The 12,602-nt window shown below is 60.4% G+C and carries 9 protein-coding genes; 2 read left to right on the forward strand and 7 right to left on the reverse strand.

Annotated elements, in window-relative coordinates; all coding sequences use genetic code 11:
- Positions 1-41 precede the first annotated feature (41 nt).
- Positions 42-3,626 (forward strand): class I SAM-dependent DNA methyltransferase, encoded by a 3,585-nt coding sequence (locus tag O2N64_RS07425; protein WP_271076986.1) that lies wholly within the window; start codon positions 42-44, stop codon positions 3,624-3,626.
- A gap of 267 nt (positions 3,627-3,893) precedes the next feature.
- Here O2N64_RS07425 and rimO read toward each other — a convergent pair whose 3' ends face one another.
- Positions 3,894-5,291, reverse strand: coding sequence for a 30S ribosomal protein S12 methylthiotransferase RimO (gene rimO / locus O2N64_RS07430; protein WP_271076987.1), 1,398 nt, complete (start codon positions 5,289-5,291; stop codon positions 3,894-3,896).
- A gap of 74 nt (positions 5,292-5,365) precedes the next feature.
- Here rimO and O2N64_RS07435 point away from each other — a divergent pair, with 74 nt between their 5' ends.
- Positions 5,366-5,779, forward strand: coding sequence for a DUF1761 domain-containing protein (locus tag O2N64_RS07435; protein ID WP_271076988.1), 414 nt, complete (start codon positions 5,366-5,368; stop codon positions 5,777-5,779).
- A gap of 18 nt (positions 5,780-5,797) precedes the next feature.
- Here the strand turns inward: O2N64_RS07435 and O2N64_RS07440 are convergent, their stop codons facing one another.
- From O2N64_RS07440 to O2N64_RS07465, 6 genes are all read right to left on the reverse strand, one after another.
- Positions 5,798-6,880 (reverse strand): potassium channel family protein, encoded by a 1,083-nt coding sequence (locus O2N64_RS07440; RefSeq protein ID WP_271076989.1) that lies wholly within the window; start codon positions 6,878-6,880, stop codon positions 5,798-5,800.
- Between the two features lie 26 nt (positions 6,881-6,906).
- Positions 6,907-7,662 carry a 5'/3'-nucleotidase SurE gene (gene surE, locus O2N64_RS07445; protein WP_271076990.1) on the reverse strand — a complete coding sequence of 252 codons (756 nt, stop codon included), beginning with the start codon at positions 7,660-7,662 and terminating at the stop codon, positions 6,907-6,909.
- A 91-nt stretch (positions 7,663-7,753) separates the two neighbouring features.
- The gene (gene serS, locus O2N64_RS07450; protein WP_271076991.1) at positions 7,754-9,157 is read right to left on the reverse strand and encodes a serine--tRNA ligase; all 1,404 of its coding nucleotides are present in this window, start codon (positions 9,155-9,157) and stop codon (positions 7,754-7,756) included.
- A 50-nt stretch (positions 9,158-9,207) separates the two neighbouring features.
- Complete coding sequence (locus O2N64_RS07455) at positions 9,208-9,927, reverse strand: Crp/Fnr family transcriptional regulator (protein ID WP_271076992.1); 720 nt, start codon at positions 9,925-9,927, stop codon at positions 9,208-9,210.
- Positions 9,928-10,100: 173 nt separating this feature from the next.
- Positions 10,101-11,141: a LacI family DNA-binding transcriptional regulator gene (locus tag O2N64_RS07460; protein ID WP_271076993.1), complete on the reverse strand. Its 1,041-nt coding sequence runs from the start codon at positions 11,139-11,141 to the stop codon at positions 10,101-10,103.
- Between the two features lie 12 nt (positions 11,142-11,153).
- A complete protein-coding gene (locus tag O2N64_RS07465; RefSeq protein ID WP_271076994.1) occupies positions 11,154-12,488 on the reverse strand; it encodes an MFS transporter in 1,335 nt (444 codons plus the stop codon).
- Positions 12,489-12,602: the final 114 nt, after the last annotated feature.

The following is a 12,602-nucleotide window of genomic DNA, read 5'->3' on the forward strand; positions in this document are numbered from 1 at the left end:
ATCGCTTGCGATTGCAGCGCTTTCGCGTGATGTAGCCTCACATGGGGGAAGTCGATCAAACCAAGCTGGAAAAGCTCATCGCCGATTTCGGGGAATCCGGCGGCGGTGAGATGGCGAATGCGCAACTGTTCGTAGAGCGGCTGACGGGCGCGCTTGGCGTGGAGCAACCGTCACCTGCCAAGGAAGAGACCCGGCTGAACGACTACGTTTTTGAGCGCGGCGTTACTTTCCGCCATCCGGGTGGCTCCACCAGCACCGGCCGCATTGATTGCTACAAGCGGGATTGCTTCATTTGGGAGGCCAAGCAATCAGCCAAGCGCGAGAAAGCGCGCGCAACCGAGCAGTTGGAAATGGCTGGCATCGAAGCGCCGCAAAAGCTGGGTCATGCGAAGCGCGGCACGAAGACTTGGGACAAAGTGATGATCGCCGCCAAGAAGCAGGCGGAGGATTACGCCCGCGCCCTGCCGGATGATCATGCTTATCCGCCGTTTCTATTGGTGGCCGATATCGGCAATGTGATCGAAGTCTATGCCGATTTCAGCGGACAGGGGCGCAACTATTCTCAGTTTCCGGACAAGCTGAACTACCGTCTGTCGATGGACGATCTGCGCGATGAGGAAGTCCAGGATCGCCTCCGCGCCATCTGGACCGATCCTAACAGTCTTGATCCCACACGCATTTCTGCTGCGGTTACCGAAGACATTGCAGAACGCCTCGCCAAGATCGCCAAGAGCCTGGAGAAGCGGCACGATCCCAAGGACATTGCCGAATTCCTGATGCGGTGCCTCTTCACGATGTTCGCAGAGGATGTGGAGCTGATCCCCGATCACGGCTTCCAGAAACTGCTTCAACAGATGGTGGAAACGCCGGAGAATTTCCCGCCCGCTCTCGAAAGCCTGTGGCAGGTGATGGACAAGGGCGGTTATGCCCCGCATCTCAACGCCACGCTCAAGCGTTTCAACGGATCGCTGTTCAAGACGCATCGCGCTCTGCCGCTCGAAGCCGACGATATTCGCGAGCTGTGGCTCGCCAGCAAGAAGGACTGGCGCGATGTGGAGCCCGCCATCTTCGGTACGCTGCTCGAACGCGCGCTTAACACCAAAGAACGCGGCAAGCTGGGCGCACATTTCACCCCGCGCGTCTATGTCGAGCGGCTGGTGGTCCCCACCATTATCGAGCCGCTCCGAGAGGATTGGGAGGAAGTGCAGGCATTGGTGGAAGACCTGCGCCGTGCGGGCAAGCCCAATGCTGCGATAGAGGCGGTGCGCGCTTTCCATCACCAGCTCTGCACCACGCGGGTGCTCGACCCCGCCTGTGGAACGGGTAACTTTCTCTACGTGTCGCTGGAACTGATGAAGCGGCTGGAAGGCGAAATCCTCGAAACACTGGAAGCGCTGGGGGATGACGAGGCGCGGCTGCTGTTCGAAGGCGAAACGGTCAATCCGCGCCAGTTTTACGGGCTGGAAATCAATCCGCGTGCCGTGCCGATTGCCGATCTCGTGCTGTGGATCGGCTTCCTGAAATGGCAGCTGCGCACGGTGGAGGTGAAAGACCTGCCCGAACCGATCCTGCATGCCTACGGCACGATCAAGGAACAGGACGCTATCCTCGCTTACGACAAGCAGGAATTGCTGCGGAATGAGGATGGCACGCCGATGACCCGGTGGGATGGGGAGACGATGAAGCTCCACCCGATTACTGGCGAGAAGATTCCCGATCCCGATGCGCAGGTGGAGCTCTACTCATACGAGAACCCGCGTCGCGCCGATTGGCCGGAAGTGGAATTCATCGTCGGCAATCCGCCCTTTATCGGCGGCAAGGACATGCGCGCAGAGCTGGGCGATGGCTATGCCGAAGCCGCATGGAAAGCGCGCAAGGGCGTGCCCGGAGGAGCCGATTTCGTGATGCATTTCTGGGACGAGGCAGCAACGCGCCTGCTCGCCAAACCACCTGCAAAGGTGAAGGGCGAAAACCCGCTGCGCCGTTTCGGCTTCATCACAACCAATTCCATCACCCAGACTTTCAGCCGCCGCGTGGTGGAAAAACATATGAACGCGAAGCTGCCGTTATCGCTGGTCTATGCTGTACCCGATCATCCTTGGATGCAGGGCGTAGATAAAGCTGCGGTGCGAATTGCGTTAACGGTTGCGGTGCGGGGCGAACGGCAGGGCAAGCTGGCTGAGGTGGTGCATGAAAGCGCCTTGAATACGGACACTCCTGACGTGCGACTAGAGAGTGATGAAGGTAAGATCACGAGCAAGCTTAAGCTCGGTGCAGACTTGTCAAAATTGGCAATTCTTTATGCGAATGACGGAATCTCTAGCCGCGGCGTCTCACTGCATGGATCAGGCTTCATTGTTTCGCCGCAACAAGCGTCTGGACTGGGGCGCGAGCAGAACGCTGCGTTACGAAAGCATATAAGAGAATACTTCAACGGAAAGGATCTCACCGCGCGCCCTCGCGGGGTTTACGCAATCGATCTATTCGGCTTGTCAGCCAAACAAGTCCAAGAAAAGTACCCAAATCTTTTTCAGTATATCACCGACAATGTCCGGGCAGAGCGCGAAGGCAAGGTCGGTAAGTCGCCGGACTTGGCAGCCTATGCAAAAGAATGGTGGCTGTTTGGGAAGACGAGGCCCGAATTGAGAAGCGCATTGTTGAACTTGAGTCGATATGTCTCAACCGTTGAGACCTCAAAGCATCGTTTCTTCCAGTTTCTGGATGTAGAGATTCTGCCGGACAATATGCTCGTTAATTTCGCTTTCTCTGACGCAGAGAAACTCGCTTTAATGACGAGCCGCTTGCATACGCATTGGGCGCTCGAACTGGGGGGCACTCTTGGCCCAACCCCGCGATACAACAAAACAAAATGCTACAATCCCTTTCCCTTCGCCACCCTTGGCGACACCCAATCTGCCAAGCTCGATGAACTCGGCAGCCGGCTTGATGCCTTCCGCAAGGAGCGCCTCGCCGAGCACGACTTCCTCACCATGACCGATATGTACAATGTGCTCGAACGCCTGCGTGAGCTGGACGCGGGCGCAGAGGTTGCGCCGCTGTCGGACAAGGAGAAGGATATTCACGAGGCCGGGCTGATTTCCGTGCTCAAGGATATCCATGACGAAATCGACCGCGAGGTGTTCGCCGCATATGGCTGGGAAGACCTTGGAAAGCGGCTCGTCGGCAAGCCCGGCGCGACCACGCCCAGCCCGCACAAGAGCGAGGACCAGGAGGAAGCAGAGGAGGAATTGCTCACGCGCCTCGTCGCGCTCAATCAGGAACGCGCGGCAGAGGAAAAACGCGGACTCGTCCGCTGGCTGCGCCCCGATTTCCAGATCCCACGCCTTGGCCACAAGGTTTCCGGCAGCGAGCAGGTGGAGGCCGACCTTGGCGAAGCGGTGCTGATCGAAGAGCGCAAGTGGCCGAGTGATGGTCTTGAGCAAATCCGCACCGTGCGCGATGTGCTCGCCGAAGCCGAAGCGCCACTGCCCGCAGAAGCGCTCGCCACCCTGTTCAAGGGCCGCACCACCGCCAAGCGTAAAGCGCGCGTGTCCGAAGTTCTGGAAACTTTGGTGGCCACCGGCGCGGCGCGAGATGGCGATGGCGGATACTTCCTGCCGCGCTGATGCTCCCGAAGTCCATTCCCGCCGCTGGAGCTGGATTGCCGCGTCGCCTCCGGCTCCTCGCAATGACGGTGGGTCGGAACGCTTTCCTACAGCCTCACAGCCAGTGCAGACAGGGTGCATGGCCAAACTCCCCCGCCATACAAGCGCACGGGAAATCCAGCAGCCGAAGTCCACACTTTGCGCGCGGATTTCTCCGAAAAATCGCTGCTTTACAGAGCGATGCGCAGAGCTAGCAGCTGTCTTAGAACCGCATTCTGTGTCACACCCTCAGCGCTTTGCGGGCGCGATGACCCCATACAGATCATGCGCATCGGCGTCCTCGATCTCCACCTGCACGATGTCGCCGGCGGTGAGCGTATCGGGCACGTTGCGCAGGAACACCTCGCCGTCGATCTCCGGGGCGTCTGCTTGGCTGCGGCCGGTGGCGCCTATGTCGCCGTCCTCATCCGGCTCGCCGACTTCGTCCACGATCACGGGGAGCGTGCGGCCCACCTTGGCGGCGAGCTTGGCGGTGCTGATGCGTTCGGTGACTTCCATCAGCCGCGCGTATCGCTCATCCTTCACCTCTTCGGGCACCGGATCGGGCAGGGCGTTGGCCGCTGCGCCTTCGACCGGTTCGAAGCGGAAGCCGCCGACGCGGTCGAGCTGGGCTTCCTCTAGCCAGTCGAGCAGGTACTGGAAGTCCTCCTCGGTCTCTCCCGGGAAGCCGACCACGAAGCTGGAGCGGATGGTGAGATCGGGGCAGATTTCGCGCCACTTGCGCACGCGCTCGAGCACCTTGGCCTCGTTCGCCGGGCGGCGCATGCGCTTGAGCACGCTGGGTGCGGCGTGCTGGAAGGGGATGTCGAGATAGGGGGTGAGCAGCCCCTCCGCCATGAGCGGGATCACCGCGTCGACATGGGGGTAGGGGTAGACATAGTGCAGGCGCACCCAGGGCGGGGTGCCCTCTGCGGTGCGCAGCTGGCCAAGCTCGCGGGCGAGGTCGGTCATGTGGGCGCGGGGTTCGCGGCCCTTCCAGCTGCGGGTCTCGTGCCGGGTGTCGACACCGTAGGCACTGGTGTCCTGGCTGATGACGAGCAGCTCCTTCGTGCCTGCGGCGACGAGCTTCTCGGCCTCGCGCAGGACGGCATCGATCCGGCGGCTGGCGAGCTTGCCGCGCAGGTCGGGGATGATGCAGAAGGCGCAGGAGTGGTTACACCCCTCGCTGATCTTGAGGTAGGAGTAGTGGCGCGGGGTGAGCTTGACCATCTGGTCTGATGGCTGGGGCACGAGGTCGATGAAGGGACCTTGCGAGGGCGGTGCGGCTTCGTGCACGGCCTCGACCACGTCCTCATACTGGTGCGCGCCGGTGATCGCGAGGACCTTGGGGTAGCGGGCGCGGATCAGCTCTGCCTCGTCGCCCATACAGCCGGTCACGATAACGCGGCCGTTCTCGGCGATGGCTTCGCCGATGGCCTCAAGGCTCTCCTCCTTGGCGGAGTCGAGGAAGCCGCAGGTGTTGACGAGCACCACGTCGGCGCCGGCATAGTCGGGCGACATCGCATAGCCGTCTGCCCGGAGGCGCGTGAGGATGCGTTCGGAATCGACCAGCGCCTTGGGGCAGCCGAGCGAGACCATGCCGACACGCTTCTGGTCGGGAATTGGGGAGGCGGAGTTGGATGCCATAGTGCGCGCGCCTCTACACCCGATGGCGCGATTGGGCTAGAGGGCTTGGTGGGTCGAGGACAAAGGGGAGAGGGATGATGAACCTGTTCGATGTGAATTGGCTGGCGGTGGTGCTGGGTGCACTCGCCGGCTTCATGGTGGGCGGCATCTGGTACGGGCCGATCATGGGCAAGAAGTGGATGGGCGCGGTCGGCCTGTCGGAAGAGGAGATCAAGGAAGGCAATATGGCCGCGATCTATGGCGGGGCTTTCGCCTTCTCGCTGCTGGCAAGCTGGACGCTGGCACATACGTTCGCGACCTATACGGTCGAGTGGAGTGCGACCGTAAAGATACTGACCGCCTTCGGCGTGGCGCTCGGCTTCATCGTGCCTGCGATCGGGACGAACTACCTGTTCAGCCAGAAGTCGAAGACGCTGTTCCTCATCGATGCCGGATACTGGCTGCTGTTCTACATTGCGATGGGCGCAGTCCACGCCTGGCTGGGATAGAGGCGGCGGGCGCGCGGGCTAGGCCTTCTCGGTAGCCTTGTCCTCGTCCTCGCCATTGCCGTTCTCGGACGGCAGGATCTCGACGATGACATCGCCTGCTTGCAGCGCGTCCGCCTCATGCTCCCAGAAGCCGCAGGCGCCGCCGTTGCGATAGATGCGCAGGCCACGGCCGCCGGAGGCGAGGTCGGACAGCGGGCGGCCGATCTCTTCGGGCATGACCTCGCGCTCGACCAGCTGGACGCGGCCAGTGACAGAAGCGAGGTCGGACATGTACTCGGAGATATGCGCCCCTCGCGCCGAACCCGCGAGCAGGAGCCCGGTAAAGCGAACGGGGTTGATGACATTGTCCGCGCCTGCCTGCCGCGCCAGCAGCTCGTTATCCGCAGCCCGCACCACGACGCTTATCGGAACGTTGGGGGCAAGGTGGCGCACGGTGAGAACGATCAGGATCGAAGCATCATCGCGCCCGGCGGACACCAGCACGGTCTGCGCCTTGGATATGCGAACCGCCTCAAGGTTCTCATCGCGAGAGGCATCCGCAGCAATCACGTTGCACCCCATGCTCTCGGCGATGTCGAGCCGCTCTTCGCTCGAGTCCATCACAACGATCGTTGCCGGATCGGCCCCGCGTTCGATGAGTTCGCCAACCGCTTCCGCGCCGGAGACGCCGAAGCCGAGCACCACGACATGGTCTGTGAGCTGATCCTGGATGCGGGCCATCCGCCACTTCTCCCAACTGCGCTTGATAATGAAGTTATACGCCGTGCCGACAAAGATGAAGAGCACTGCAAAACGAACGGGTGTTACTATCACCGCTTCCACCAGTCTCGCACGGTCTGTGACGGGCGCGATATCGCCAAAGCCGGTGGTGGTGATGGAGATCATGGTGAAATAGACGACGTCGAGAAAGCTGACATCGCCATCGACATTGTCGACCAGGCCAGCGCGATCCCACCAGTGGATCATGATGACGAGGAAGATCAGCGAAAGCGCCGTTCCGATGCGTATGCCCAGATCGCCCCAGACAGGAATCTTCACGGCACGACGGATGGGCGTGAACCGGCGCTTGCCGATCCGCTGCTTCTCATATTTGTCGTGCATTTTGGCCAAGGGTCAGCGCCTCTCCGTCACGGTGCAAACCGCTCTGCCAAGGTTCCTATCGCGCCGTGATTGGTAAGATCAAGCTGCAATGGCGTGACCGCGATATAGCCATCTTCCACCGCTTCCAGATCGGTGCCGTGATCGAGCGTGTGCTCGGCATCCTGCAAGCCAAACCAATAGTATGGCCGTCCGCGCGGATCGGTGCCCTGCACCAGCGAACCGCGAGAGTAATCGTGGAAACCCTGCCGCACCACTCGGATGCCGCGGACCTTGTCTGCGGGAAGGGCGGGGAAGTTCACGTTGATAAGCGTGCGCTTGGCCATCGTCACGTCGGTCAGCGGTTCCAGGACGCGCTTGCCCCATTCGCGGGTCGCCGAAAAGCTCGGCCCGTTGTCGCGGAAAGCCTGGCTAAGGGCGATGGCCGGGACGCCAGCCAGCGCCGCTTCCATCGCGGCAGAGGCTGTGCCCGAATAGGTGATGTCATCGCCGAGGTTCTCGCCCGCATTCACGCCCGACAGGACGAGGTCGGGACGCTTGTCTTCGAAGAGCTTGCGCAGTGCGAGGTTCACGCTGTCAGTCGGCGTGCCGGTGACGGAGAAGCGCTTCTCGCCATGCTCGCGCAGGCGCACGGGGTGATGCAGTGTGAGCGAGTGGCCCGCGCCCGACTGCTCTTCTGCCGGGGCGCACACCCAAACATCGTCGGAAAGTTGCGCTGCCAGCTCTTCAAGCACAGCGAGGCCGGGGGCGTGGATGCCGTCGTCATTTGTCAGGAGAATGCGCATGAGCCGTCCCTATCCGTTCATCCTGAGCTTGTCGAAGGGCGAATTGGCGGCTGCTGCAAATTCATGGTTCGGCAGGCTCACCACGAACGGATCACTGCGTGCTCCGCAAAATATCAACACCGCCCATATAAGGCGCCAGCACGTCCGGCACGATGACCGAGCCATCTTCCTGCTGGTAGTTCTCCAGCACCGCCACCAGCGTGCGGCCGACCGCGAGCCCGGAGCCGTTCAGCGTATGGACGAAATCGGTCTTCTTCCCGCCTTCGGGCCGATAACGCGTATTCATCCGTCGCGCCTGGAAAGCCCCGGTATTCGAGCAGGACGAAATCTCACGATAGGCACCCTGGCCGGGCAGCCACACTTCGAGATCGTACGTCTTGCGCGCACCAAAACCCATGTCGCCGGTGCACAAGAGCACTTTGCGATACGGCAGGTTCAGCGCTTTCAGTATGCCTTCGGCGCATTCGGTCATGCGTTCATGCTCGGCCTCGCTATCTTCCGGCTTGCAGATGCTGACGAGCTCGACCTTCTCGAACTGGTGCTGTCGTATGAAGCCGCGCGTATCCTTGCCTGCCGCACCCGCTTCGCTGCGGAAACAGAGCGTGTGCGCGGTAAGGCGAATGGGCTCGGCCAGATCGTCGATAATCTCGCCCGCGACCGAGGCGGTGAGGCTGACTTCGGATGTGGGGATGAGCCAGCGTCTATTAGCAGGGTCTTCCCACTTCAAGGATTCGACAAGTTTCGAATAGTCGTCGAGAGTTGCGGGCCACCCCTTGGTCGACAGGTGACTCATTAGCTCGTTGTAAACCTCAGGATTGGGCTTTCTTATCGAAGTCTTGAAGCTATCCTCGGCAAACTTGGGCAGCTTGTCAGTTCCATACATCGCATCGTCATTCACCAGCACTGGTGGGTTGCATTCGGTGTAGCCATTCTCGCGGGTCTGCTGGTCCAGCATGAATTGCGCGATGGCGCGATGGAGGCGGGCCATGTCGCCGCGCAGGAAAGTGAAGCGCGCGCCGGAAAGCTTGGTGCCGGTTTCGAAATCCATGCCGAGCGGCGGGGCAAGATCGGCATGCTCCAGCGGAGTGAAAGCGAAGTCGCGCTTCTCGCCCCAGCTGCTGACTTCGACATTGTCGCTTTCATCTGCGCCCTGGGGCACGTCATCGGCAGGCAGGTTGGGGATGATGGCGAGCGCTGCGCTCAGTTCTTCGCCGAGAGCTTTCTCCTGCTCTTCCAGACCCGGCATCATCGCCTTGATCTCGGCCACTTCGGCTTTCAGCGCTTCGGCCTTGTCAGTGTCGCCCTGGCCCATCGCCTGACCGATCGCCTTGGAGGCTTCATTGCGGCGGCTCTGCGCCTCCTGCAGCTGCGTTGTCAGAAGGCGACGTTTTTCATCGAGCGTGTGCAATTTGCCGGCCAGCGGATCGAGCCCGCGGCGCGCCAATGCGGCGTCAAAATCGTCCGGGTTTTCGCGAATGAAACGGATATCGTGCATGGCCGCGGCCTATGCCCAATTGCGCCGTGCCTTGTCCAGCGCCGTTGCGCCTAGAGGCCCGCGATATCTTCGAGCGCAGTGCGATTGCTGAGTATCACTTCGCGGCGCGATGGCAGATCGATGAGGCCTTGTTTGCGGAATGTGCTGAGCTGGCGACTGACCGTCTCAATTGTCAGACCAAGAATATCGGCAATCTGCTGGCGGGTCAGCGGCAATTCGATGGCCATGGTGTCGTCGGCAGATTGCGGCGCAATTTGCTCGGACATTTCGAGAAGGAAGCTGGCGACCTTCTGCTCGGCATTCATCCGGCCCAGCAGCAGCATCCAGCGGCGTGTGCGGTCCAGTTCACGCAGGGTGCGTTCGAGCAGCTTGTGCTCCAGCTTCGGATGTTCCTTCGCAAACCGGTCAAAATCCGCGCGCGCAAATACGCACACTTGCGACGGGATAAGCGCCTGCGCGCCATGCGGCGTCGTCTCGCCAAACGGCCGTCCGAGAAAATCGGAAGGATAGGCAAGGCCCAGGATCTGCTCTTTCCCGTCAGCCGTATGCGTTGAGAGCTTGAGCATGCCGGTGATGACATTGGCGACCAGCAGCGCCTCATCGCCTTCCCACAGCAGGTCTTCGCCCGCTTCAAGCGTCCGGCGGCGACCGATGGCGTTGAGAACTTCAATCTCGCTATCGTCCAGATCCGCACAGATCGCCCGGTTGCGCACAGAGCAGGCCTGACAGAAATTCGTCGACCGCGAAGCAAGTGTATGTGTCTCGACCATGGCTCGGGGTTAGCCGTTTGTGCGCGCCGAAGAAAGTGCGAAGAATGGTGGGCGCGGCAAGGATTTGCTCTGGAGCGAAGGCAATCCGCTCTTACCCAGAACGCAAATCGGCCGTGGCAAGGGGGGATTGCGGGATTGGGGCTAACGCGAGAACACCCGAGCGGTGCGATAAACTATGCCGTGGCTCGGATGATGAGCTTGGGCGGCATCACGAGGCTTTCGGTTTCTTCTCCGTCCAATCTGCGCAGTAGAAGGTCGACGAGACCATGCGCACCCGCTGAAATATCTTGCCGGATAGTTGTCAGCGGTGGAAGCGTTTGGGCAGCGATGGGCAAGTCATCGAAGCCAACCAACTTCATTTGCCCGGGCACTTCAATCCCTAGTTTTTGCAATTCCCTGAGACATGAAAAGGCGATCGTGTCACTGGCGGCAAAAATACCATCGAAGTCGGCCCCGCGCTTGGCCAGAAATCCGGCAATCTCCTTGCCGGTCTGATCCGGAGACAGATGCGTAGGCACTGCTTCGATTGTAGCGCCCAACTGCTTCGAGACTTCGCATGCCCCCGCGAAACGAGCTGCAAATTCGAAAGGTGCGGTGTCGCCAAGAAAGGCAAGCTTTGTTGCGCCGCTCGCGATCAAACGCTCTGCAGCAAGCTTGCCGCCCAACCGATTGTCCGCACCGACTACGCAGTGGCGTTGCCCCTCTTGGTGGTTGCCCCATACAACCATCGGCAAATACCCGTCTGCGACATCCTCGATCCGTTCGAACTGGTTGGATTGCCCGATCACGATCACGCCATCGATCATTCCCGAACCGATAAACCGGTCGAGCCAGTCTTCGTCCCTCTCCGGAATCACCCGGCGCAGCATCAGGTCATATCCCTTATCGGTCAATTCATCGGCCAGGTGACCGAGCAGCGTCATGAAGAAGCTGTCGGAAACCTGCTGTTGCTTGTCGTGACCCAGCGGGATGATGACCCCGACGACGCCGGTTTTCTGCCTTCGCAGTTTGCTGGCCATCTGGTTGGGCTGGAAGCCATGTTCGCGCGCTAGAGCCTGAATACGTTCACGCGTTTTGGCGTTGATTACGCTTTTGCCTGCGAGGGCGCGCGAGACCGTGCCCGCCGAGACGCCGGCAATTTGCGCCAGATCGGTCAAGGTGCGAATTCGCTGCGGTGCGTCCTCGCCAGCCTTGGTCCCGTCCTTTTCACTCATGTGCCAGCCCTCCTAGGCTGCGATCGGCCTCTGCTTGCGCGGAACTCGATGGCCAGCGTCGACAAACAGCGTTGCCACCGCTCCCAATATCATCAAGGCGCCGCCAAGTAGCAAGACATTGCGCGGGTCGCCGCCAAGCCATGAATCATAGAACAGCGGCATTGTCAGAGTCTGGAAAAGCATGGGGAGAACAATGAACATGTTGAATATCCCCATGTAGATCCCGTTACGCTCAGCCGGAATGGAATCCGCCAGCATCACATAAGTATTACCCATCATTCCGGCCCAGCCGATACCAATTCCCAGCATCAGCATGAAAAGTGCAGCGGGTGTTTCGACACCCGGAATGAGCAGCATCGCGACCCCTGATGCAGACAGACAGAATGCATGCACAAGTCTTGCTCCGAGGCGCGCCACTATGGGAATGAGCAGCAGTGCGCCGAGGAAGGCAATGAAATTGTAGGTGGCACCGGCTTGCTGCGTCGTCAGTGTTGCTTCGCGGAAAGCCGCGCTGGATGGGTCAGACGTATCATACAGCGCGCGACCGACGGCGAAGGTAATATACTGCCAATAGGCGAACATCGCATACCACTGGCAGAGCATTGCCAGTGCCAGCTGCTTCATGGGTTTGGGCATGTCGCGAATGGCATCGGCGATTTCGCGGAATGTCGCACCGACCGTCATCGGTTTCGCGTCGATTGCGGCCTGCTCTTCCGGCTCGAGCGGCAGTTCCGGAACGCGCCATACAGACCAGACGATAGTGCTGATCGAAAGGATCGCGCCGATGATGAAGGCAATGCGCACGATGACTGGAATGCCGTTATCGTCCAGCACGTCCTGCGCCACGAATGCTGTCAGCAGCGTGGGTGCAAGATAGGACAGCGTCTGCGCAAGACCAGTGAATGCGCTTTGTGTCAGGAAGCCGATGGACCTTTGATCAGGCAGCAGTCTGTCGGCGACATAGGCGCGGTATGGCTCCATGGTGATGTTGTTGCCGGCATCGAGAATCCACAACAGGCTCGCCGCCATCCAGAGCGCACTGGAATAGGGCATGAGGAAAAGGCTGATCGTGCAGATAATCGCGCCGATGAGAAAGTAGGGCGTCCGCCGTCCGAAGCGCGAACTTGTGCGATCAGACATTGCTCCGACAATCGGTTGGATGATCAGGCCGGTCATAGGCCCGGCCAGCCACAGCAGGGGCATCGTCGCCTCGTCCGCGCCGAGAAAGCCATAGATTGGCCCCATATTGGCTTGCTGCAGCCCGAAGCTGAACTGCAGGCCGAAAAAGCCGATATTCATTTCTATGATTCGCAACAGCGAAAGGCGCGGTTTTCCGCTGATTGTCATGCCTTGCTTCCTCTCTGTGTGGGCGCTTCGAACGTCCCGTTAAGCAATCTAGTGACACAAATCGCACGCTCGTGCAAACGATTGCAAAACAGTCTTGCAATCGTTTGCAACAAG

This window comes from Aurantiacibacter sp. MUD61 (assembly GCF_027912455.1).
In the GTDB taxonomy this organism is placed as follows: domain Bacteria; phylum Pseudomonadota; class Alphaproteobacteria; order Sphingomonadales; family Sphingomonadaceae; genus Alteraurantiacibacter.